Genomic DNA, 23,421 nt, shown 5'->3' on the forward strand with positions numbered 1-23,421 from the left:
TGACCGCGACTTCCCCCAAATGTCATTGCGAGTCGCAGCGGGGGATTTGGGGGAAGGGGCGACGCGGCGTTCACCAACGCGTCATTGCGAGGTACGAAGCAATCCTCGGCACAAAGGTCGGACTTGCAGAGCCGCTCTGCCTACCGATGGTTGCCGCGCTATCGCTCGCAATGACGTTGTGGTGAGGGGTTTGCTTACTTCTTCCTCTTCTTACTAGCCTTAGCTATCTTGTTATAAGCCAGCGCCTTTTGGACCCAATTGTCGAAATCTTTTTTGTTGGTGAGGGCATCCTCATGCACAAAAACGTAGCCTTTTGCGGTGCGTTCGCGCTGCTGCATGGGGCGCACGCCATCCATTTCCAGTGCGTCTTCAAATTCATCAGGGTTGATGCGGCAGAGCATCTCCTGGCTGTTTACGCAGATGCAGAGCTTATCATCCACCATAAAACAAATACCGCCAAACATGCGCTTTTCTTCGATGTGCGATATATCTACCAACGCTTCGCGTACACGATTTAAAAGATTTTCATCCATGTTTTTAAATCCTAAATTCTAACCCCTAAATTCTAAATCTAAAACCAAAATTCTAAATTAGAATTGCACCTATATCTCACATCTCACACCTCACACCTCACATCTCACATCTCAAATCTACTCCACCGTTATCTCATCTGCAAAAATGTACGACGGGCTGCCTTTGCTTTCGTGCCAATCGGGCAGCGGGCCGTATTGTTTGGCTACGAGTTTGATGTAGCGGGCTTTTACGTTCACCGTAGCGGCAAATTCCTGGGTTTGCACATCCATGTTTTTTACATCCACTTTGGTGTTTACCGTTGCGGCCAGTTTGTAATTCTTGCCATCATCGGATATCCAGTATTGTACGTATTGCGGGAAAACGATCCAGGCCCGGCTATCCTGCAGCGTACCCAGGCTTAGCTGTTTGATGGGTTTCACAGTGCCCATATCAATCACCGCTTCCAAATCTTTGCCCTGATAGCCCTGCCAGTTGCCCAAGCGCCAGTTGCTGGTGCCATGGATGCCATTGATCAGCGTTTCATCGCCCTGCGCCGAATAATTAGGTAGGTATTTATTGGTAAGGGTTAGTTTGATGTCGCTGCGTATCTTGACAAAGGTGGCCTCATCTACAAAGCTGCTCTTGCCATTATTGATAGCTACAGCCCTAACGGTAGTGTTTACCAATATCTGTATAGGCTTATCGTAAATCTGCGATGCTGCGGTAGGGGTGGTGCCATCCAGCGTGTAGTATATTTTTGCTGCGGCATCTATACATTTAATTTCTACAGTGATAGGTTTTTTGAAAGTTTTGGTGCCGGCCACGATGTAAGGGTTCGGTACGATCAGCTCATCGGTGATGGACGAGGTGGGTTTCTCCAAATCCTGCACGAATAGCTTATTGGCAATCCTGCCGCTGAAAACCTCGAAGGTGCCGCCCTTCACTATCGTTTCGTAATTGATGTATAGCTTGTTATAGGCTTTGCCATCCAGGTTGAGGCCCTGCAAGAAGTTATTGTCGCGGCTAACGGTTGCACCGGTATTGCTAATGTTGAAACGTTTGCCGTTCTCCAGGCTGATAATGATACTCTCGAACTGTGGCACGCCCACCTGGAACTGCTGCTGCCCCGGCGCGATATTGTAAATGCCTAAACAGCTCATCACATACCAGGCCGACATCTGCCCGCAATCCTCATTACCCGACAGGCCATCGGGTTTGTCGCTATATTGTTCGCGCAGTATTTTGTTTACATAGTACTCCGTTTTATCGGGCGCATTGGTAAAATTGTACAGATAGGCAATATGGTGGCTCGGCTCGTTGCCGTGGGCGTATTGGCCAATCAGTCCGGTAACGTCGGCCTGGTCGCGGCCGCTGAGTTTTGCCGTGGTGCTGAATAGTTCATCCAGCTTTATCTCGAAATCTTTTTTGCCGCCCATGGCTTTTATCAAGCCTTCCACATCCTGCGGCACCAAAAAGGTGTACTGCCAGCCGTTGCCCTCGGTGTAGTTGTTGTTGATCTCTGTAGGGTCGAACGGCGTGTACCAGCCGCCGTTATCGCGGGCCTGCATAAAGGTGTTCTCGCTATTGAAAACGTTCTTCCAATACTGTGCGCGTTTGATGTATTCGGCGTACTCGGTGGGTTTGTTCAGCATTTTGGCCATCTGGGCAATGCACCAGTCATCGTAAGCATAGTCCAACGTTTTAGACACCGACTCATGCTCAACATCGGCGTTTACCGCGCCTGTAGTTACGTAATTATCCAGTCCGAACTGCTTGCGGTTTACGGCGGCTTTCATGGCAATGAAGGCTTCCTCGGCATTAAAATCGCGGATGCCTTTTGCGTAAGCATCAACAATTACCGGGATAGAGTGGTTGCCCACCATGCAAAAGGTTTCGTTGGAAGCCAGCGGCCATATAGGCAGCAAGCCGCCCTGCTCATACATGGCTATAAAGGTCTTGATGAAATCGGTAGTGCGTTTGCGGTCGATAAGCGTCAATAGCGGGTTTTCGGCACGGAAGGTGTCCCATAGCGAAAATACCGTATAGTAGTTGAAGCCGTTTGCGGTATGTATTTGCTGGTCCAGCCCGCGGTATTGGCCGTCTACATCATTATAGATATTGGGGGCCAGCATGCAGTGATACAGCGCGGTGTAAAATATCACCTGTTTGCGGCGTGCAGGGTCGGGCAACTCGACACCTTTTTTCATATAGGTAGGGTAGCCGTATGGGCCAACTTCCTGTTGCTGCTGCGCTCTGGGTGGCGCGCCACCTTCTACCTGTATCTTGTTCAGTTCGTCGTTCCAGGCGGTTTTGGTGGCTTTGAGTATTTTCTTGAAATCGAAATCAGGCATTTCGGTGTCGAGGTTCTTCAGTGCGCCATCAACGCTTACGGATGATATACCCACCTTGGAAAGCACCTCGCCGGGGTTATCGAACTGGATATACATCTTCACGTTTTTGCCTTGTATCTTGCTTTGGCCGGCCTGCAATTGGTCGTTAAGTGCTATGCCGTAGGTTTTGAAAGGCTTGGAGAATTTGGCGTAGAAGTAAAGGTATTGGTCGTTTGCCCATGATTTTGAGCGGCGGAAACCGCGTATTTCATGGTCGTTAACTACTTCTATCCAGGAATCCAGCACCTCATCGCGGTGCTGCAGGTCGATGATGATGTTGGCTTTATCGGTTTTTGGATAGTCGTACAGGTGCATACCCGCGCGGGTGGTGGCGGTGAGCTCTACTTCGATGTCGTATTTATTCAGCTTGGTTTTGTAATAGCCGGGGGAAGCAAACTCATTCTTTTTACTGAAGCCCGAGCGGTAATTAGTGTTCTTGAATTGCGGCTCGCCCGTGGTGGGCATAAACAGCACGTCGCAATAATCAGCAATGCCTGTCCCGCTCAAATGCGTATGCGAAAAACCGTAAACGGTGGTGTCGCTATAGTGATAGCCCGACGAGCCGTCCCAGCCCTCTAAACGTGTATCGGGACTCAACTGCAACATGCCGAATGGCGCAACCGCGCCGGGATAAGTGTGCCCATGCCCGCCGGTGCCAATAAAGGGGTTAACGAACTGGGTGAGCTCCTTTTTCTTGAGCGGTTTTTCTTTCTTTTCCTTTTTGGGCTTTGCAGCAGTTTTAGCGGTGTCCTGGGCTAGTGCGCCCAATGCCGAACTTAAAATAAACACCAGTAAAGCACCGCGTATAATCAATCTCATGTAGAAAGCCAGTTTTAGTTTTTTGGATAACGCAAAATAGGAAGAAATATTGGTTTGGTTGGTTCACTGGTTCATTTGTTCACTGGTTCATTGGTGTGTGGTGGTGAATGTGAGTGGTAGAGTTATTTCTCGCAAAGGCGCGAAGCCGCAAAGAATTTGAAAAAGCGCGCAATCCAGGGATAGGAGCGGATACCGGCCGTGTGGCTAAGGCCTGTGTAGTATGAGCGCATAGCCCGGCCTGCCTGTCGGCAGACAGGGCCGAAGGCATCGCCATAATAATTTGTCTGAATCAGAATTTACAGAATTTTAGAATTAACAGAATTTTAAAGAACATGCTTGAGAATCCCTCATCTCTAACTTTCTGATTAAGATGGTAAAGGCTGATATTGATGGAATCAAGGCATATCAGAAGTAATTAATTACATTTGAATATCAGGTTGATGAAAGGAGTAAGTATGCCTACGGTAGAAAAAAAGTTGAAAACGATAAAAGGTTTTGGGCCGGGTGTTGTTAGCGAGAACGTTAAAAGCCACGCCAATGAGCCGTTTTTTATCGAAAAATTGGAGGAAGCCACACAGACCCTTCAAAGGGTGGGGTTGCCCGGTCAAAAAAAGAAGTAAAATATTTCACGATTATATACAAAGGCTGGATTGCGATCCGGCCTTTGTTGTTCAATACCAATGAGTCTAACTTTTCGATGACGCGGGGTGCGGGTACGTCATTTGCACATTTGAAATCTAAAATCTGCACATCTTACTCCAACCTAAACTCATCCGCATCCTTTAAAAACGGCAAGGCACGGCGGATTTTCTTTACTTCGTCGTGGATGATGGAGAAGGTGTAGAGGTCTTCCTCGTCGCGTTTGTAGTACACTACGTCGCCGTTGGGGCTGATGCAGGTAGAATCGCCGGAGTGGTATACCTCGTTGCCATCGTGGCCTACACGATTCACGGCTATTACATAGCTTTGGTTTTCGACTGCCCGAGCGGGGATAAGGGTGCGCCAGTGCAGGGCGCGGCGTTCGGGCCAGTTGGCTACGATGAGCAGCACATCATAATCTTCGTTCACATTGCGCAGCCACACCGGGAAACGCAGGTCGTAGCAAATCATCGGGCATATCTTCCAGCCGTTTAACTCCACGATGAGTTTTTTGGTGCCTGCCGTATAGGTGTTATGCTCTTTGCCGAGGGCGAAAAGGTGGCGTTTATCGTAATGCTCGTGGCTGCCGTCGGGGCGCATCCAAATGAGGCGGTTGTAATATTTATTGTCTTCTTTAATAATGAGGCTGCCTGTTACCACGCAATCGTATTTTTTGGCGGTGGCATCCATCCATTGCATAGTTTTGCCACCCATTTCTTCGCCCAATGCTTCGGCATTCATGCTGAAGCCGGTGTTGAACATCTCGGGCAGGATGATGAGGTGGGTTTTCTCGCGGATGCCGGATAGCTTCAGCGATATATTCTGCAGGTTTTTATCGATGTTTTCCCAAAATAAATATCCCTGGTAAACGGTAACTTTCAAATTATCCATATTAGTTCATAGGGTATAGTTGATAGTTCATAGCCATCTCGTTAGTAAATATACAATAGCGCCATGGTTCTGCTATGAACTATGAACCATGAACTATCTGTCATCACACTTTCAACAACCTATCAACGGCTTTATCGATGGTTTCTTGCCTTTTGGCGAAACAAAAACGCAATATGTGGCTATCGGTACCCTGCCTGTAGAACACCGAAACAGGTATAGAAGCTACGCCTATTTCTTTGGTAAGGCGAATGGCGTACTCAGTATCTTTCTCATCGGTAATGCCATCGTAACTAACTGACTGGAAGTACGAACCCGCACATGGCAGCAGTTTAAAACGGCTGCCTTTCAGTCCCTCGCGGAAGTAATCGCGCTTTTGCTGGAAGAAGCCCGGCAGGCTTAAATAAGTGTTTTCATCCTTTAGATATTCGGCTATGGCATGTTGCATGGGTGCGTTCACGCTGAATACCAAAAACTGGTGTATTTTGCGGAATTCGGCCATCAGATAAGCAGGGGCGAGGCAATAGCCCATCTTCCAGCCCGTGGCATGGAAGGTTTTGCCGAACGACGATACGATGAAGCTGCGCTGCTGCAGCTCGGGGTAGCGGGCCATGCTGTGGTGCGTTTCGCCGTCGTATATTAGGTGTTCGTACACCTCGTCGCTCAGTATCAGTATATCCTGGTTTTTCACCAGGGCACTCAACTCGTCAATATCCTCCTTGCGCAAAATGGTTGCAGTAGGGTTATGCGGCGAATTGAGGATGATCATTTTGGTTTTGCCGTTGATGAGGCGTTTTACCATATCCCAGGCAATGCGGTAATCGGGCGGGTCAAGTTCCAGCGACTTAACCACGCCGCCCATCAGCTTAATGGCAGGGGCATAACAATCGTAAGCCGGTTCGAATATGATTACCTCATCGTTGGGGTGTATTGCCGCACTTATGGCCGTAAATATGGCTTGCGTGCCGCCGGCGGTAACGGTGATTTCGGTATCGGGATTATATACAGCGCCGTAAAGTTTTTCGGTTTTGATAGCAATCTGTTCGCGCAGGGCCATCAATCCCGGCATGGGTGCGTATTGGTTATGCCCGTTAGTCATGGCCTTGCTTACCAACTCTACCAACTCGGGCGAGCAATCATAATCGGGGTAACCCTGCGATAGGTTGATTGCGCCCAACTCGGCAGCCAGGGCCGACATTACCGTAAATATTGTGGTGCCGGTTTGAGGTAATTTTGAAACAATGGGTATCATTAAGGGCTAAAATAAGTAAAAAAAGCGTCGCGATAGGAAAATTCTGATATTTGAAAGACAAAATACGCCCATACAGGGCTTTAAAAACGACCGCCTTTAACTACTTTTGATGATATGAAAACCGCCAAGCTTCTACTCGCCGCCTTAGTAATTACCGCCGTTTTTTCTTGTAAAACTAACCAAAAGAACGGCGTGCCCCTGGTCGGTTTCGTGGATGCTTTTGAGGATGCAACCATATCGCAGGCTAAAGACGGCTTCGTAGCAGCCCTAAATGACAATGGCTTCAGCGAAGACAAAAAGAACATCGAAATAAAATACAGCAACGCGCAGGGCAGCATCCCTACGCTTACTACGATAGTGAACCAGTTCGTATCAGAGCAAGTGGATTTGCTCGCCACTTCCACCACCTTATCCACCGTAACGGCTATCCAAAAAACAAAAACGATACCCATCTTCCAGATGGTTTCGCCCACGCCCGAAAGAATGAAGGTGGCCGATGCAAGCGGCAAAGGCCCTGCAAATTTGTTCGGCACCATGGAGGAATTGAATTATATTGATACCTCCTTTGCCATTATCCCCAAGCTTTTGAAGCCGAAAGGCGCGCAGCTCACCATTGGCATGATCTATAACCAAAGCGAACCGCAATCTGCGGATGCCCTTAACCGGATACAAGGTTTGGCGGATAAACTCAACGTGAAGATTATCGCCCTGCCCTTGAATTCATCTGCAGATGCGCAGTTGGTTACACAGGCTTTGCTCGGCAAAAACATCGATGCCTTTTTTGCCAACCCGGATAATACGGTGTTCGCGGCATTCGAAACTATTCTGAAGAGCTGCAACGAACATAACGTGCCCATATTTACCAGCGAAGCCGGTTTGGTGCAGCGTGGTGCGGTAGCCGCCTTCGGTGCCGATATTTACCAATGGGGTTACCAAAGCGGCCTGCAGGCAGCGCAATATTTAAAGACGCATAAAACCGAGGGGCTTAAATTAGAGATGGTGAAATTGCGTAAAAGGGTTTATAACGAAGCCGCAGCCAAAAAGTACAACATCGTTATCCCGACTGATTACACCGCCGTAAAATAATGGATTTTTACCTCACCGCTTTATTGCAGGGGCTTTGCTTCGCGGGGATTGCCTTCGGGATATACATCTCCATGAAGATATTCAACATCCCCGATATTACGACCGATGGCAGCTACACGCTAGGCGGTGTGGTTACTGGCATACTGCTTACGCACAACCAGCCCGGCTGGCTGATATTACTCGCGGTGATAGGTGCAGGGGCAACAGCCGGCGCGCTTACGGGCATCATCCACACCAAACTGAAGATAAACGCCTTGCTGGCCGGCATTTTGGTGATGACGGCCCTGTACTCGGTAAACCTGACCATTTTGGGTCGCTCTAACCTGCCCTTGCTTAGTCTGCCCACTTTATTTTCGGTGGTTAATGTTCTAACCGACCCGAACCAAAATTCGCTCATTATACTCTCGCTGTTCGTTGCTGCGCTTACGCTGCTTATAGGCTACCTGTTGAAAACGGATTTCGGCATAGCCATGCGTGCCACCGGCAACAGCGAGCCCATGATTCGCGCCCTTGGCGTGAATACCGACAGGATGAAAATCATCGGCCTGGCCATTGCCAACGCGCTTACGGCATTGAGCGGGTACCTGATTACGCAGATGCAGGGCTTCGCGGATATCAGCATGGGGATAGGGGTGGTCATCATCGGCCTGGGCTCTGTTATCATTGCCGAAACGCTTATCAACTGGCTGCAAATAACTTCGGTATGGCTAAGCCTCGTGTTGGTATTGGCAGGGGCCATCATATTCCAGTTTGTGTTAGCACTTACGCTAAGCATAGGCGTAAACCCCAACATGCTGAAGATAGTGACAGCAGTGTTTGTATTGATTATCGTCGGCTTGCCGCGCTTAACATCCCGCAACGCATGATACAACTGAATGATATCAGCAAAACCTTCAACGCAGGGAAACCTAATGAGGTGAAAGCTCTGGGCAAGTTAAGCCTGGAAATAAAGCAGGGAGAGTTTGTGGTGATAGTAGGCTCTAACGGTTCGGGTAAAACCACACTGTTGAATTTAGTAGCAGGCACGATATTCAGCGATACCGGCACGGTTACCATTGATGGCAACAATGCCACCAAACTGCCCGACTATGGCCGCAGCAAGTGGATAGCCCGCATTTTCCAGAACCCATTATCCGGTACCGCTGCCGATTTGAGCATACTGGATAACTTCCGCCTGGCGGCCCTACGCACGCAAAACAAAGGGCTTGCCATAGGCAAGAATGAAAGCTTCAAACAATTGGTGCGTGATAAGATAGCCGCCCTGGGCATGGGACTGGAAGATAAAACAGAACAGCCTATCGGCACGCTCTCCGGCGGGCAAAGGCAGGCATTAACCCTGCTGATGAGCGTAATGGATGAGTGCAAAATATTGCTACTGGATGAACCCACCGCCGCCCTCGACCCGCGCTCTGCCGAAAAAGTGATGCGCATAGCCGACGACTTGATAAAACAATACAACCTCACCGCCATATTGGTAACCCATAACTTAAAGGACGCAGCAAACCACGGCACCCGCATCTTCCAAATGGGCGAGGGGCAAATCATGAAAGATATCCCATCAACAGAAAAAGCAAAACTGAAGCAGGCGGAGTTGTTTGAATGGTTTGGGTAGGAATATTGATGTGCAGATATGCAAATTACAGATGTGCAGATGATTCGCCAATCTCGTTCTGAATAAATCGTCATCTTGAACTTGTTTCAAGACCCCATCATAAATTGGCCGAATGCTAAGCCGCTTTGCATGCTTGTTACTTGCCGCGTCGCGAGTTGACTCACCCCAACCCCTCTCTGCTGCGCAAAGAGGGGAGTTTTTTTTCTCGAATTCCTCACCCTCTTTAACGAAGTTAGAGGGTCGACGCCCGCGCATGCGGGTCGTCGGGGTGAGTCAACTCTGCGGGCGAAAAGAAAAATTTTTGGCAAAGAAATTGCATAGGCATCAGTACTATGAAGAACATCACATTCCAAAACATATCCGATTCTTACCAGTTGGTAAGTGGCGCAAAAATAAAAAGCAAGAATTACGACGAAGTGTACGAACTTGGCGAGTACGACGGCAACAAACGCGGCTACACGCTGTACGCCTTTGAAGACGGCCTTCGTTTCGAAGACTTCAGCGTTATCATCTCCGAGTATGAGTTGATGAACAACTACATGATAGAGGTGGTGAAAGCGAACAGATTGGCGGCTTAAGGATATTTCCTACTGTCGCTTAAGTTTTGTTTTTGTATAAAGCGCAAAATCCTTACCGGGTTCGGCTATTTCGAAGGTTTCTATAAAGTTGTCCTTATCAACAATGGTGTAGCTTTCGCGGGCACGGTAGCCTGCGGGGATATTTTCTATAGCCTCGGTAATAAATACAATTGTTTTTTTATCAGGAGAAATGCTGTCTAGTTTATACTGGTTAACAAAGCCTTCGGTATGAAATTGCCTTAGCATAAAACATTTGGCAGCGCTGTTGTAACTGATAAAGCCCATATCTTCATGGGTTTCGCCTTTGTTGTTATTGGATGCTGCTGGCGGATAGGTTGATTTGTTGCTTACCTGTATAAAACGTTTGTTCATTACCCATTGGTACTCGCGCTGGTATTTGCCCGTTCCGGGTTCGCCACTTCCTTCGCCCTGCCATTTGCCTATAAAGTAGCTCATCGGACTCCAAAGGCTGTCCCTCTTTGATGTTTGGCCAAAACAAAGTGCGGGCAGGCACAGTAAAATTAGCAGTAACTTTTTCATGGTTTGCGCGGTTATGGAAAATATACCTTAAATATACAGCTTCCGCCTCAAATTTTAGCCAAAGTTAAATTCAGCTTTTAAATAATCTGTAACCTTTTCTATCCTTTCCGCTACCGTAGTATCGCCGCGTATCTCCAGTACTTTGGCATCCACACGGCTTAGCCAGTCCTCGTGGTGTTGTATGCTTCGCCCGCTAAATGTGCGGTCGTCGTATTTTTCGGCCCAGGCTACAAATTCTTGGTGTTGGGCGTTGCGGGCAGGGTCGGTGTAGATGATATCGCCGTAGCGTTCTACTTCCCGGGCAACGAGGCGTTGCATACGCAATTCATGCGGGATGTACAGGAACACCACCACATCGAACATCTCCTCCCAGTCGGCACCCCATTTGATCACTGACCCGGCTTGCACCCAGCTTTCGTGCTTAGCCATTTCTTCCTTTATCATGGCATTGCGCAATCCCGGCTCGCGCTTGGTGGTATAGGGGGGATCGGTAAGTACCCAGAAGTATTCGTCGGTATCAAAAAAAGGGATATTTAAACGCTTGGCCAGGGCCCGACCTAAAGTAGTAGAGCCTGCACAGGATGCGCCCATGATTTGTATTTTCATGTCTGAACCGTTGATTTGAATGATTAAATGATTTCGTTGATGCCGCAATATCATCAAGTAAATCCTTTAATCCAATTCATCAGGGTTCAGACATTCAGCGGAATCAACGTAATCATTAAAATCAGCGGTCAATTTCCTACCTTTGCCCCATTATGACAGCTACCGAAATACGCCAGGCTTTCCTTGATTTTTTTGCTTCTAAAGGGCACGTTATCGTACCCAGCGCCCCCATTGTAATTAAAAACGACCCCACCCTCATGTTCACCAACGCGGGGATGAACCAGTTTAAAGACGTGTTTTTGGGCGAGGCGCCAGCCAAAGCGCCGCGCGTAGCCGATACCCAGCGCTGCCTGCGTGTAAGCGGCAAGCATAACGATTTGGAAGAGGTGGGGATTGATACCTACCACCACACCATGTTCGAGATGCTGGGTAACTGGAGCTTTGGCGACTACTTTAAAAAAGAAGCCATCGCCTGGAGCTGGGAACTGCTTACCGAAGTTTACAAGCTGGATAAGGACCGCCTGTACGTAACCTATTTTGAAGGCGACGAAAAAGAGGGCCTTGAAAAAGATACCGAAACCTACGAATTGTGGAAGCAGTATGTAGACGAGAGCCACATCCTCCCCGGCAATAAAAAAGACAACTTTTGGGAGATGGGCGAAACCGGCCCCTGCGGACCGTGCTCGGAAGTGCATTTTGATAGTCGCCCGGATAACGAGCGTGCAGAAGTAAGCGGTGCCGTATTGGTAAACGCCGATCACGACCAGGTGATAGAGATCTGGAATAACGTATTTATGCAGTTTAACCGCGTAAAAGATGGTTCATTGCATCCGCTGCCTAATAAGCATGTGGATACGGGCATGGGTTTCGAGCGTTTGGTAAGGGTGCTGCAAGGCAAAACAAGCAATTACGATACCGACGTTTTCCAGCCGATGATACAGTTCATTGCAGAGAAATCGAACAAAAAATATAATAGCGCCGCTAAACCCGGCGATACCGATTGGGCCGATGCCGTTGCCATGCGCGTACTGGCCGACCATATTCGCGCCATCAGCTTCGCCATTGCCGATGGGCAACTGCCGGCAAGCAACAAAGCCGGTTACGTTATCCGCAGGATATTACGCCGCGCGGTGCGTTACAGTTATCAAACCCTTGGTTTTAAAGAACCATTCTTTAATGAGTTAGTGCCATTGCTGGCCGAGCAATTTAAAGGTGTTTTTGATGAGTTGTGGAACCAAAAGGATTTTGTGCAGAAGGTGATTTTGGAAGAGGAGGTTTCTTTCTTGAGGACGTTAGGAAAGGGTATTAATATTATTAAAGATTATGTCGAATATCTTAGTGAAATACAAGAATTCTTAGCTAAGCATTATAAAAGAAACTGGGTCAATTTCGATGTGCATGCGATTGTTGACTATGGGCAAGGTCCGGTTAATCAGGTAGTGATGAATCTAGCGCGACATTTGTCAGATGAAATAGCAATTCCGAGTATGTATGATCCGGATATCGACTATACCATAAAATCACCAATCTACGGTGGATTTAATTTTTATGGGCTAAAAGAGTTGTTAATCGGTCGACCTGATTATGAAGATGCATTTTCAATTTTAAAAAAATTTACCAGTCAATTGCCTGGAAATATTGGATTTGCTTTATATGACACGTATGGGTTTCCCAAAGATTTAACAGAATTAATTCTAAGAGAGAACGGTTATGGGTTAGATAATTACGGATTTGATGTCAACATGCTTCTACAAAAACAACGCTCCCGCGCTGCCACTGCCATCGATACCGGCGACTGGATTTTGGTAAAAGACGAAGACGAAGCCGTTGAGTTTACCGGTTACGATGAAACCGAAACCATTGCACACGTTATCAAATACCGTAAGGTAACGGCTAAGGGTAAAGAGCAGTTCCAAATCGTTTTGGATAAAACGCCCTTTTATGCAGAAAGCGGTGGCCAGGTAGGGGATAATGGCGAACTGGTGTTCCCTAACGGGGAGATTATCGAAGTTACCGATACCAAAAAGGAGAACGGCCTCATCGTACATTTTACCGATAAACTACCATCTACGCCCGAGGACGCTTTAACCGCAATGGTAGATGCAGAACGCCGCAACAGTACCAACAATAACCATAGTGCCACGCACCTGCTGCATGCCGCCATGAAACAGGTACTGGGCACACACGTAAACCAAAAAGGCTCACTGGTGAATGCTGATTACCTGCGTTTCGATTTTTCGCACTTCGCCAAAGTTACAGAGGAGGAATTGGCACGTATCGAGGCTATTGTAAACGAAAAGATCCGCCAGAATATATATCTACAGGAAGAGCGCAGCGTGCCATATCAGCAAGCCATCAGCAGCGGGGTAACCGCCTTGTTCGGCGAAAAGTATGGGGATTTCGTTAGGGTGATTACTTTTGATGCATCCTTCAGCAAGGAGCTTTGCGGCGGTACGCACGTAAAAGCCACGGGGCATATCGGTTACTTCAAGATAATATCAGAAAGTGCCGTAGCAGCAGGTGTGCGCCGTATCGAGGCCATTACCGGCATCGCTGCTGAGAACTACATCAACGAGCAAACCAAACTGGTGCAGCAGGTAAAAGAACTGCTGAAAAACCCGAAAGATATCGGCAAAAGCATCGAAAGCCTGCTGGAAGAAAACAACCGCCTCAAAAAGGAGATAGAGAAATCGGTACTTGAAAAATCATCCGGCTTAAAAGATGAGCTCGCCAAAAAAGCCGAGAGCATCAACGGCATCAACTTTATCGCCCAACGCGTAGAGCTGCCCAATGCCGATGCGGTGAAGAACCTGGCCTATAATTTAAAGGATATCGTACCAAACCTGTTCCTGGTGCTGGCTGCGGAGATTGGGGGTAAACCCAACATCACCGTAATGATTGCCGAGAACCTGGTGAACGATAAAGGCCTGCACGCGGGCAACATCGTAAAAGAACTGGCCAAAGAAGTAAAAGGCGGCGGCGGCGGTCAGCCGTTCTACGCCACAGCCGGCGGCAGCGATGCTAGTGGGATTGATAAGGCTTTGGAAAAGGCGAAGACGTTTTTGGGGTAAGCAACCGAGCACTCCCCCCGCGTCATTGCGAGCGAAGCGCGGCAATCATCGGCAGGAAGGTGCACCAAGCAGAGCGGCTCTGCTTGCCGATGGTTGCCGCGTCGCGCCACCACTCAGGCCCACGCGCCGATCCTCGCAATGACGTGGTGGTGAGGGATTCCGCTTTGCAAATCCGACCTGCTTGCCGAGGATTGCTTCGTTCCTCGCAAAGACGTGCTGGTAAAGAATTGGTTACAAAAATAAGGCCCTCCAATCGCTCGGAGGGCCTTCATATTTAAATAGCTTTCTGTTTAGTGTTTGCCGTGGCCGCCGCCATGGCCTTTGTTGCCGTTACCGTGGCCTTTGTTGCCACCGTTTCCCGGGCCGCGGCCTGGTCCGCCATTATAGGTTCTTACAACCGTGGTTCTGCGTACGTAGTGCTTGTTATGCGCTGCATACGAGTTGCCGCGCACCACCATTGGTTTGTTATAACCTTTATATTTGGCATAACGTACGCGGTCGGTTGTATAGTAAGTGTAAGCCCGCGGCCGGTTTACTGCCACCTTATAGCCATTGTTGATATTGTAGCTGCTATATCTTGGTGGCAACGAATTGCGGAACACCCAGGTGCCGCCGTCCATGTAAACGTACTGGTGTTTGGGTACATAGTAATAGCTTTCTACGTCGGGCAGGTAATAATACTCAACGGTAGAATATTCTGCAGGTGGGTTCCATAACCCAACGTTAAGATTAACGCTAACCTGTGCATCTGCTTTCGTAAACGATGCGGCAAGGATTAAGCATCCGGCCAGCATCCCTAATATTGTCTTTTTCATGGTTTTGAATATGTGTTAACTTGTTATTAACAGTTTTGTATAACAGACACCATAATCATCAAAAGGTTTAGGAAATTATAAATATACCGTAAAAAGGCCCGGTTTTGTTGTTTAAGTAAAAGTATTATCCCTATTAGATAAATGAGGGTAAATGACTGCCTTTGTAGCTGTTTTTTGCAATACGGGTAATGCATTTGAAAAAAACCACGCAAAAAATATAATTAACATTATATTTGGCAGGGTCAAATCAATGCTGTACAGCAGCTGAATATATTATATGGCAGTTCTAACAGGCGGCGTGGGCGATAAGTACGAGTTAGTAGTAGGATTAGAGATACACGCGCAATTATCTACTTTAAGTAAGGCATTCTCTTCAGATTCGGCTGCTTTTGGCGCGGGTCCAAACGAGCATGTGAGTCCCGTTTCGTTGGGGCACCCCGGCACTTTGCCGCGCATCAACAAAAAAATGGTGGAGTACGCCGTTAAGATGGGCCTGGCCTGCAATTGCGCCATCAACCTCAACAATACCTTCGCACGCAAGAATTATTTCTATGCCGATTTGCCCAAAGGCTACCAAACCACGCAAGATCAGCACCCCATATGCATTGGCGGCCATGTTACCGTTAAGCTGGCCGACGGCACCGCTAAGGATATCGCCATCCATCACATCCACATGGAAGATGATGCCGGAAAAAGCTCACACGATCAGCACGATGAATATTCGCTTATCGACCTGAACAGGGCAGGGGTACCCCTGATAGAGATCGTATCGCAGCCCGATCTGCGCAGCGCCGAAGAAGCCGGCCAATTTTTGACCGAGGTACGCCGCTTGCTGCGTTACCTGGATATTTGCGACGGCAACATGGAAGAAGGCAGCATGCGCTGCGATGCCAATATATCGGTACGGCTACACGGTGCGCCCGAATACGGCAACCGTTGCGAAGTAAAGAACCTCAACTCTATCCGTAACGTGCAGCGCGCCATTGAGCATGAATTTGCACGACAGGTGGAGGTGATAGAAGCAGGCGGTCATATAGACCAGAATACTTTGAACTTTAATGCCGATACCGGCGAAACATCCGTATTGCGCTCTAAGGAGATGGCGAACGATTACCGCTACTTCCCCGAGCCGGATCTGTTGCCGATACAGGTTACCGAAACTTACCTGGAAGATATCCGCAGCCAAATGCCGGCTTTGCCTAAAGAGCTGTTCGCCAAGTTTACTACTGAGCTTGGGTTATCTGATTACGATGCGGCGGTTATCACAGCAGATAAACAGTTTGCTGCTTACTTCGAAGAAATTATCAAGCATACCGATCATTACAAATCTGCCGCCAACTGGCTGATGGGAGCGGTAAGCTCTTACATCAACGACCATAGCATCCATATAGCCGATATCCCGCTAAAACCCGCCACCCTTGCCGGGCTGATAAAATTGGTAGACGAGGGCAAGGTGAACAACTCGGTTGCCTCACATAAGATATTCCCGGTGCTGATTAAAGATGGCAGCAAGAACGCAGCCGATGTAGCCATGGAACTTAACCTGCTTATTAGCGACAACTCGTCGCAATTGGATGAGTTCATACACGCCGCGCTGGCTAAATTCCCGGATAAGGTTATCGAATACCAAAAGGGCAAAAAGGGCGTTTTAGGCTTGTTTATGGGCGAGATTATGAAAATATCTAAAGGCAAGATCGACCCAAAGAAAACCAACCAGCTTTTAATAAAGGAACTAGAATCTAAATAGTAATGAAGATCCGCCTGATTGCCTCCGTGTTTTTTTCCGCAGCCCTGTTTTTAACGTCGTGCAAGGATAGCGACACCTTTACCATATCCGGCACCGTAAAAAATCCGGGCAAAACCGGCAAAGTGTTTTTGCTGGCTACTGATAGCGTAGGCGTAATGAAGGTAGACTCTGCGGCGCTTGATGGAAGCGGCGGCTTTAAATTCAAATACAACGCCCCTTATGCAAACCTGTTCAAACTGAGCATCAACGACGATATATACGATTTTGTAGCTCAAAACGGCGAAAGTTTTAAATTCAGCACCGATTTGAACGATGCTACGCATGCCTACGATATCTCCGGCTCGGATGCTTCGGTACAGATAAAAGAGTTTAACAGGATAAGCAATTACTACGGCTCAAAGAATAGCAAACTGACCGACCAGTTCCGTGCCGAAACTGACGGCTTCGACCAGGAAAAGAAAGATGCGGTGGTTAAGAAATACATGCCGGAGTTCCTGAAGAATCTGGACGATAACAGCCACGAGGTTTTGAAATTTGTGGATAAGAACAAGCACTCGCTTGCCGGCTTTTACGCGGCTACTTCGCTGGACCCGATAAAATACGAGCAGGAGTTGGTTGCTTACGCCGATACTATTAAAGGTGATTTTAAAGATAACCCGGCAGTGCGGTCCTTCATCCGCCAGATGGATGCCGTGAAACCTGTATCGGTTGGGCATAAAGCGCCGGAGTTTACCATGACCAGTATCGATGGCAAGCAGGTGAAATTATCCGACTATAAAGGCAAATATGTGATGCTCGATTTTTGGGCGTCGTGGTGCGCTCCCTGCCGCCGCGAGAACCCCAACGTGGTTAAACAGTATGCAAAGTTCCACCCGAAAGGCTTTAATATACTAGGGATATCCCTCGATGAAGAAAAAAGCGCATGGCAAGGTGCTATTAAAGCCGATAACCTGAGCTGGATGCATGTATCTGAAATGCAGCGTTTTGAAGGGCCAACCGAGCGCCTATATCAGGTATCTGCCATCCCTTCTAATTACATTATCGACCCTAACGGCAACATCGCGGCTAAGAATATTACCGGTGCCGATTTGGAGGCCTTCTTAAATAAGACGTTTAATTAGCCTAAACACAAGGTTAAGCTTTCTCGCTACTTAACAATTTGTTAATATGTAGTTAACCATAAACTGGTATTAAGGTTATACATTTATGCAAAAAAATTAACCTGCATGAGCACTACCACAGGAAAGCAAAAAATTCTGATTGTTGACGACGAACCCGATATTTTAGAGTTGATAGAATACAACCTAAAAAAAGAAGGTTACCAGGTATTTTCGGCCCGTAACGGGCAGGAAGCCGTTGCCGAAGCCAAGAAAACACTCCCCGATTTGATCGTATTGGATATTATGATGCCCAAGATGGACGGCATAGAAGCCTGCCGCATCATGCGCACCATGCCCGAGTTCAAGAACACCTTTATGGTTTTCCTGACGGCCCGCAGCGAGGAGTACTCTGAGATTGCCGGCTTTAACGTAGGCGCCGACGATTACATTGCCAAGCCTATCAAGCCGCGCGCTTTGGTAAGCCGTATAAACGCCATACTGCGCCGCAACGCCCCGCCCGAAGAGGTGGCAGATAACAAGCTGGAAATTGGCAACCTGGTGATTGACCGCGAAGCCTACCTGGTGTATAAAGACGGCGTTAAGGTGGTATTGGCCAAAAAAGAGTTCGAGCTGCTTTACCTGCTGGCTTCTAAACCCGGCAAGGTTTACACCCGCGAGGTAATCCTGAAGAACATTTGGGAAGACTCGGTAGTGGTAACCAACCGTACCATAGATGTACACATCCGCAAGCTGCGCGAAAAGCTGGGCGACGACGTTGTAGCCACCGTAAAAGGTGTAGGCTACAAATTCGAAGCCATTTAAATAAAAAACGAGGCCCTGGTAAAAACCGGGGCCTCGTTGCTTTTTAGGGGTGTTTGCTGTTATTGTAAAAACATGAATGTTTTTACGCCATACTCTTCAAAAACGGTAAGCTGTTTTTTAACCACCTGGTTGTTTGATGTTACGGCCATGGTGTAAGTGCCAGGTGCCAGCTCAGATAAATTGTAGTTTTTTGCTACAGAATCTTTGGCGGGCAGGTAGTCGGTCATCAGTTCGTTGCTATCTGCATCGAAAAACGTTACGTACGATTTGCCCACGCTTTCTTTTTGTATGCTGATGGCTACTACCATCGGTTTGGCTGCCGATTGTACGGTTACCTCATCTTGTGCGGGTTTTACTTTGCCGGTTGCTGCAAAAATGCTGGTGCTTACTAACAATAAAAGGGCTGATAATTTGATTGCTTTTTTCATGATATTTTTATTTTTTGTGTGTTGGATAATTGTTCTCGTTTGTTTCAATACCCAAAGCAACAACAAAAAAATAGTCCCCTAAAACGAAATAGACCATCGGGCAGGTTGTATAGACGGGCGGTAGATTGTAGTCGTTAAAGCCTTATAATCAATAAATAAGGGAAAAACCGCCTCCTCGTCGGTAGTTTTTCGGGGTTTATCGGTAGGGATGGGGTGCTCATCGGTTGGGGGCTGCATTAGGATGGATTCGCAACGTATTTTATAGGATTGCTAAGGTCGATTAAAGCTTAGCCCCTTAGCGCAATTCGCAAGGGAAATAGCCTGCTGTTGTTTTTTGGAGGAAATTGCAGGCATCTGCTAATTATTTCAGAGGAATAAATATTATTGTTTTCTCAATAAAATAAAAATATTCCAATCCCCTATAAAACATCAAATACTCTTTATAATATTGCCAATAATATTAGCGGGTGAACAAAGGCCTGCCAAACGTTCCTGAACCATACACAATTTAATAAATGAATAAGAAACATTTACTGCTGTTTTTTATTTGCGCAATGGCCCTTCCTGCCAGGTTGTTCGCGCAAAGCACCGCCGACGTGAACATGCTTACCGGAGGCCTTAATGTCAACCTTCCGATCTATACCGTCAGCCGGGGGCAGGTGGCCATCCCTGTGAGCCTGTCATACGGCACCAATGGCATCAAGCTGAAGGAAGTAGAGGGCTCAGCCGGGATGGGCTGGAACGTATTGGCCGGCGGCCAGATCAGCCGCTCGGTACGTGGATTGCCCGACGACGTAACGAAGGATAATTCATCGGCAGCGCGTGTCGGCTGGATGAATATCGCGCATTACAGCGGCATCTCCGGCTTCAGCATAGCCAATACGAACAACAACTGTACGGATGAAGGGACGGATCTCAGCTACATCAATACTTATATCGCCCCTTATAGCGGCGAAGATACCGAACCCGATATCTTTTACGTCAACGCGCCCGGCTTGTCGTGCAAGCTCGTATATGACCGCGTGAACACGCAGTTCCGCATCATCGACTACCAGGACCTGGTGCTCAGCTACACCACTATCGGTGGCTCAAGCGATACGGCCAGCCTCATAAAATCTTTCGTAATCACCAATAGCCAGGGCATCAAATATACCTTCGGTGCGCCGGTAATGGTTACCGAGAAAGCGGTGGCTGGCAGCACCCCAGCCTATTTCGGGCGCAAATACGCGTTGTATCAGAACGGCATCACCTATTACAACAGCTGGAACCTGATCAGTATAGCCGACCCTAATGGGAACGGCGTGGGATTGACCTATGCCAGCGTGCCGGTGCGCAACGGCAGGGACAGCCTCAAACTTTACCTTTCCGGCTCTGCTACGCCAAGCCCGCAATACACGATGACGACCGCCGTTACCGACAGGCGGCTCAATACGATATACCCATTCGACGTTAACACCAGCTATGGCGGCCTTTCTTTTTCAAGAGGTACGCTTTCAAGCCCCGGGCAGACCGGGCAAACCGTAATAACGGCCATCACCGGCTTCGGCAGGGTGTTCAACTTCGGCTATTCAGAAGTTACGTATTTCAATTCCAGTTATGCACGGTTCTTCCTGCGCAATTTTTATGAATCCGGCTGCAGCACGCCTGTGAACTATGCGTTCACATACCGTGGGGAGACGAAAGACAGTTACGGGCTCTATACCACTTATCTTGCCGACTCCTCCTCTAAAAAACAGGACTATTGGGGCTATTATACCGACATCCCCAACACCAAGCTGGTGCCCAAGGTGTACATCAATCCCAGCAATACGGCGTATCCGCGGTATAGCGTCTACAATACTTCTACCGGCGGTGGCAGTTACAGCTATACCACCACTGCGGGGGTAAGCCGGGTGCCCAATAGTGGCGAAGGCGATATCTGCGCGGGCTGCCTGCTTACCGTCAGCACCGCACTGGGCGCGAAGACCACGATTACCTACGAACAGAATACGTATCTCGACGTCCCCTCCGGTGCAAGCGTCACCGGCGGCGGCGTGCGGGTAAAGACGCTTACCGACAATAATGGCGTCAGCTCAGCGAGCGACCTTGTCCGCAATTACGAATACGTCGTGCCTGGCACGTCCAACTCCAGCGGAAAACCCCTGTCAATGCCGCAGTTCGCGTTCACGCTGCCCTATAACGGGAGCTACACCGGGCAAACGCTTTGGGACTATATCACCGTACTATCAGAAGACGACTTATCAGAAGACGACCATACCATCATGTATAGCTACGTGCGCACTAAACAGGCAGGCGCGGGCAGCACGCTTTACCAATACTACGTCCCGGCCAGCTATTGGGACAGCAACGCGGCCCCGGCCTGCGACAGTTGCGGCACCGAATGGTACCGCACCGTAAACAATGTAGCGCGCAACAGCTGCACCAGCGGGAGCTGGAACGTTCGCAATGATATCTATTCGTATCCCTTCATCCCAGCCACCAACTACGATTTCGAGCGCGGGATGCTGCAGAAGGTGACGAACTACGACGAAGCCGGGAACGAAGTGAGCGAGAGTACCTACAAATACAAGCGTTCCTATACGCCTTCGGCCATCACCGCATTCCGCTACGAGGATGCTTCTTTCGGCTCTCTGTCGATGAAAGCCTATAATAAATACGCCATATACTACAATACCAGCGAACTGAGCAAGCAGGTGGTCAACAAGGTGTACGATTCGGCCACGCTAAGCCAGGCGCAGACCAGCACCGTAAATTATTATTACGGTAGCGCCAACCACAAGCTGATGACGCAGCAGATTGCCACGGACAATAACGGTAGCACCTATACCACTAAATACACCTACGTGAAAGACTACGCCAGCGCTACCAGCAGCAATGCCTATGTTAACGCGCTTTACTACCTGAAAAGCCTCAACATGAACCTGCCGGTGGAAACCTACCAGACGGTAACAAGGGGTAGCACCACCCTGGTTACCGGCGGCTCGCTTAACCTGTTCAGCGCTTTTACGCTGGGCAGCAATACGCGTTACATGCCAGCAAAGCAGATGAAACTGGTACAGCTCGACGGCCTTGCGGCATCTTCCTTCACACCGTACGCCATCAATACCTCGGCGAATACCTCTACGCCTGATAGCAGGTATTTCACCACCATGAACTTTACGAAGTACGACGACCTCGGCAACCTGATGAGCGCCGACGATGACAACAAGAACGTAAGCACCACCATTATCGACCGTTATTCCAACCGACCGATAGCGAGTTTTGCTAACGCCAAGCCTGCGGAGGTAGCTTTCAGCGATTTCGATAACCTCAGCGCTTACCCCAACGCCGGCGCGTTCACCATAAGCGGCACGGGCAGTTTCACGGCAGTTGGCAGCCATGCAGGCCTGTCGTATGGGATGCCCGCTACCACCCGTACGCTCACTTCTCCCGCATTGACCAAAAGCGCGATGACGAATTTCGCCGTGCTTTCGCTTTGGATAAACAGCACCACGGGCACCAATACGCTCAACGTATCGCTGAACGGCGGCACGGCCACGGGCAAGACCTATGCCGGCGCGGGAGGCTGGAAATATTACGAATTCAAGATCGACGTTTCGGCCATGCCTTCCGCGCCTACCACGTTCAACGTCAGCTTCACCTCGCAGCAAAACATTACCGTAGACGACGTGCTGTTTTACCCCAACGTAGCGGAAGCCAATACAGTCACTTACGACGCGACCTATAACTACAAGATAGCCCAGACCAACACCAACGGCATCTCCTCTTACTTCGCTAACGACAACTGGGGCCGCGTGCTTTACGCCTACGACCAGGATAAGAATATCATCCAGAAGAACACCTACCTCACGCAAGTAGATGCGCAGACGTATGCCGGCTCTACCATTACAACTAGTGGCGACATCTACAGCGGCGTACCTGTAGCATTCACGATTGTCGGCCCTGACAACTGTGCCATGGTAGGTGCCACTGTAGACTGGAACTTTGGCGACGGCACCACTACCACGAATACCGCCGGTTTGGTGAGCCCAAACCATACTTACGCAAGTACAGGGACTAGAACCGTTTCGGCTACTATGCATTCACCGCTTTTCGGTGACAAAGTACTCACTCCCATAAGTGTCGGCGTGACGACTGCACCGCCGCCGGTGGTCGCATTGAGCTATGCGACCTACACATTCGGCGGAGGCGATATTACCATCGTCCGGTTCTATGATGCGACTGGTACCACGCTATTGTATACGTTTACCGGCTCGCAGCTTAACTCGTCTACCGTGCCGCCGGGGAATTACCTGGTGAAGGTGTACCTCACCGGCGCGACGGCATATAATTCCGGCACGGGCACGGGTTATGCCAGTGTCAACCTCAACGGTAGCTGCTGGGGTTCCTGCAAGGTGTATTCGTCCACCAACGCCTATCAGTTCAATGCCAATCTGAGTACATGCACCACGCTCGCATTCGAAGTTTACCAATACAATTACTGCCTGTAGGCCAATAAACGATTAAGATTAAGCC

The 23,421-nt window shown here is 48.8% G+C and carries 17 protein-coding genes; 9 read left to right on the top strand and 8 right to left on the bottom strand.

Features of this window, described 5'->3' with window-relative positions:
* Positions 1-194 precede the first annotated feature (194 nt).
* The 4 genes from AC1DYT_RS05480 to AC1DYT_RS05495 all read right to left on the bottom strand — a co-directional run bounded on the left by AC1DYT_RS05480 (position 195) and on the right by AC1DYT_RS05495 (position 6,501).
* Positions 195-533, bottom strand: a complete 339-nt coding sequence (locus AC1DYT_RS05480) for a TfoX/Sxy family protein (RefSeq protein ID WP_477468636.1) — start codon at positions 531-533, stop codon at positions 195-197.
* A gap of 117 nt (positions 534-650) precedes the next feature.
* Positions 651-3,722: a GH92 family glycosyl hydrolase gene (locus AC1DYT_RS05485; protein ID WP_477468637.1), complete on the bottom strand. Its 3,072-nt coding sequence runs from the start codon at positions 3,720-3,722 to the stop codon at positions 651-653.
* Between the two features lie 753 nt (positions 3,723-4,475).
* Positions 4,476-5,252: an amidohydrolase gene (locus AC1DYT_RS05490; protein WP_477468638.1), complete on the bottom strand. Its 777-nt coding sequence runs from the start codon at positions 5,250-5,252 to the stop codon at positions 4,476-4,478.
* Positions 5,253-5,355: 103 nt separating this feature from the next.
* Positions 5,356-6,501: a methionine aminotransferase gene (locus tag AC1DYT_RS05495; protein ID WP_477468639.1), complete on the bottom strand. Its 1,146-nt coding sequence runs from the start codon at positions 6,499-6,501 to the stop codon at positions 5,356-5,358.
* Between the two features lie 114 nt (positions 6,502-6,615).
* On the opposite strand from AC1DYT_RS05495, the gene AC1DYT_RS05500 reads away from it, so the two are divergent.
* The 4 genes from AC1DYT_RS05500 to AC1DYT_RS05515 all read left to right on the top strand — a co-directional run bounded on the left by AC1DYT_RS05500 (position 6,616) and on the right by AC1DYT_RS05515 (position 9,777).
* Positions 6,616-7,587: an ABC transporter substrate-binding protein gene (locus AC1DYT_RS05500; protein ID WP_477468640.1), complete on the top strand. Its 972-nt coding sequence runs from the start codon at positions 6,616-6,618 to the stop codon at positions 7,585-7,587.
* Positions 7,587-8,453, top strand: coding sequence for an ABC transporter permease (locus AC1DYT_RS05505; protein WP_477468641.1), 867 nt, complete (start codon positions 7,587-7,589; stop codon positions 8,451-8,453). Before AC1DYT_RS05500 ends, AC1DYT_RS05505 begins: the two co-directional genes overlap by 1 nt.
* Entirely contained in the window at positions 8,450-9,199 is a 750-nt protein-coding gene (locus AC1DYT_RS05510) for an ABC transporter ATP-binding protein (protein WP_477468642.1), read from the top strand. The genes AC1DYT_RS05505 and AC1DYT_RS05510 overlap by 4 nt, the downstream gene beginning before the upstream one ends.
* Before the next feature lie 332 nt (positions 9,200-9,531).
* Positions 9,532-9,777: a hypothetical protein gene (locus AC1DYT_RS05515; RefSeq protein WP_133231175.1), complete on the top strand. Its 246-nt coding sequence runs from the start codon at positions 9,532-9,534 to the stop codon at positions 9,775-9,777.
* Positions 9,778-9,786: 9 nt separating this feature from the next.
* Here AC1DYT_RS05515 and AC1DYT_RS05520 read toward each other — a convergent pair whose 3' ends face one another.
* Together AC1DYT_RS05520 and AC1DYT_RS05525 are read right to left on the bottom strand one after the other, a co-directional pair.
* Complete coding sequence (locus tag AC1DYT_RS05520) at positions 9,787-10,317, bottom strand: heme-binding beta-barrel domain-containing protein (RefSeq protein WP_477468643.1); 531 nt, start codon at positions 10,315-10,317, stop codon at positions 9,787-9,789.
* 54 nt (positions 10,318-10,371) lie between these two features.
* Positions 10,372-10,923: an AAA family ATPase gene (locus AC1DYT_RS05525; protein WP_477468644.1), complete on the bottom strand. Its 552-nt coding sequence runs from the start codon at positions 10,921-10,923 to the stop codon at positions 10,372-10,374.
* Between the two features lie 152 nt (positions 10,924-11,075).
* On the opposite strand from AC1DYT_RS05525, the gene alaS reads away from it, so the two are divergent.
* Positions 11,076-13,994 carry an alanine--tRNA ligase gene (gene alaS, locus AC1DYT_RS05530; RefSeq protein ID WP_477468645.1) on the top strand — a complete coding sequence of 973 codons (2,919 nt, stop codon included), beginning with the start codon at positions 11,076-11,078 and terminating at the stop codon, positions 13,992-13,994.
* Positions 13,995-14,284: 290 nt separating this feature from the next.
* Here alaS and AC1DYT_RS05535 read toward each other — a convergent pair whose 3' ends face one another.
* Positions 14,285-14,809 (bottom strand): hypothetical protein, encoded by a 525-nt coding sequence (locus AC1DYT_RS05535; RefSeq protein ID WP_477468646.1) that lies wholly within the window; start codon positions 14,807-14,809, stop codon positions 14,285-14,287.
* Between the two features lie 277 nt (positions 14,810-15,086).
* Between AC1DYT_RS05535 and gatB the strand changes: the two genes are divergently transcribed.
* The 3 genes from gatB to AC1DYT_RS05550 all read left to right on the top strand — a co-directional run bounded on the left by gatB (position 15,087) and on the right by AC1DYT_RS05550 (position 18,478).
* Complete coding sequence (gene gatB / locus AC1DYT_RS05540) at positions 15,087-16,556, top strand: Asp-tRNA(Asn)/Glu-tRNA(Gln) amidotransferase subunit GatB (protein ID WP_477468647.1); 1,470 nt, start codon at positions 15,087-15,089, stop codon at positions 16,554-16,556.
* A 2-nt stretch (positions 16,557-16,558) separates the two neighbouring features.
* Positions 16,559-17,677 carry a redoxin domain-containing protein gene (locus tag AC1DYT_RS05545; RefSeq protein ID WP_477468648.1) on the top strand — a complete coding sequence of 373 codons (1,119 nt, stop codon included), beginning with the start codon at positions 16,559-16,561 and terminating at the stop codon, positions 17,675-17,677.
* Between the two features lie 105 nt (positions 17,678-17,782).
* Positions 17,783-18,478 carry a response regulator transcription factor gene (locus AC1DYT_RS05550; RefSeq protein ID WP_477468649.1) on the top strand — a complete coding sequence of 232 codons (696 nt, stop codon included), beginning with the start codon at positions 17,783-17,785 and terminating at the stop codon, positions 18,476-18,478.
* Between the two features lie 59 nt (positions 18,479-18,537).
* On the opposite strand, the gene AC1DYT_RS05555 is transcribed toward AC1DYT_RS05550, so the two are convergent.
* Positions 18,538-18,906, bottom strand: a complete 369-nt coding sequence (locus AC1DYT_RS05555) for a hypothetical protein (protein WP_477468650.1) — start codon at positions 18,904-18,906, stop codon at positions 18,538-18,540.
* A gap of 515 nt (positions 18,907-19,421) precedes the next feature.
* Here AC1DYT_RS05555 and AC1DYT_RS05560 point away from each other — a divergent pair.
* Positions 19,422-23,396: a hypothetical protein gene (locus AC1DYT_RS05560; RefSeq protein ID WP_477468651.1), complete on the top strand. Its 3,975-nt coding sequence runs from the start codon at positions 19,422-19,424 to the stop codon at positions 23,394-23,396.
* Positions 23,397-23,421 lie beyond the last annotated feature (25 nt).

The organism is Mucilaginibacter sp. P1_D10, assembly GCF_056406215.1.

Coding starts and splice junctions, on each gene's coding strand:
- AC1DYT_RS05480 (WP_477468636.1), bottom strand. CDS start 533: ATGGATGAAAATCTTTTAAATCGTGTACGCGAAGCGTTGGTAGATATA.
- AC1DYT_RS05485 (WP_477468637.1), bottom strand. CDS start 3,722: ATGAGATTGATTATACGCGGTGCTTTACTGGTGTTTATTTTAAGTTCG.
- AC1DYT_RS05490 (WP_477468638.1), bottom strand. CDS start 5,252: ATGGATAATTTGAAAGTTACCGTTTACCAGGGATATTTATTTTGGGAA.
- AC1DYT_RS05495 (WP_477468639.1), bottom strand. CDS start 6,501: ATGATACCCATTGTTTCAAAATTACCTCAAACCGGCACCACAATATTT.
- AC1DYT_RS05500 (WP_477468640.1), top strand. CDS start 6,616: ATGAAAACCGCCAAGCTTCTACTCGCCGCCTTAGTAATTACCGCCGTT.
- AC1DYT_RS05505 (WP_477468641.1), top strand. CDS start 7,587: ATGGATTTTTACCTCACCGCTTTATTGCAGGGGCTTTGCTTCGCGGGG.
- AC1DYT_RS05510 (WP_477468642.1), top strand. CDS start 8,450: ATGATACAACTGAATGATATCAGCAAAACCTTCAACGCAGGGAAACCT.
- AC1DYT_RS05515 (WP_133231175.1), top strand. CDS start 9,532: ATGAAGAACATCACATTCCAAAACATATCCGATTCTTACCAGTTGGTA.
- AC1DYT_RS05520 (WP_477468643.1), bottom strand. CDS start 10,317: ATGAAAAAGTTACTGCTAATTTTACTGTGCCTGCCCGCACTTTGTTTT.
- AC1DYT_RS05525 (WP_477468644.1), bottom strand. CDS start 10,923: ATGAAAATACAAATCATGGGCGCATCCTGTGCAGGCTCTACTACTTTA.
- alaS (WP_477468645.1), top strand. CDS start 11,076: ATGACAGCTACCGAAATACGCCAGGCTTTCCTTGATTTTTTTGCTTCT.
- AC1DYT_RS05535 (WP_477468646.1), bottom strand. CDS start 14,809: ATGAAAAAGACAATATTAGGGATGCTGGCCGGATGCTTAATCCTTGCC.
- gatB (WP_477468647.1), top strand. CDS start 15,087: ATGGCAGTTCTAACAGGCGGCGTGGGCGATAAGTACGAGTTAGTAGTA.
- AC1DYT_RS05545 (WP_477468648.1), top strand. CDS start 16,559: ATGAAGATCCGCCTGATTGCCTCCGTGTTTTTTTCCGCAGCCCTGTTT.
- AC1DYT_RS05550 (WP_477468649.1), top strand. CDS start 17,783: ATGAGCACTACCACAGGAAAGCAAAAAATTCTGATTGTTGACGACGAA.
- AC1DYT_RS05555 (WP_477468650.1), bottom strand. CDS start 18,906: ATGAAAAAAGCAATCAAATTATCAGCCCTTTTATTGTTAGTAAGCACC.
- AC1DYT_RS05560 (WP_477468651.1), top strand. CDS start 19,422: ATGAATAAGAAACATTTACTGCTGTTTTTTATTTGCGCAATGGCCCTT.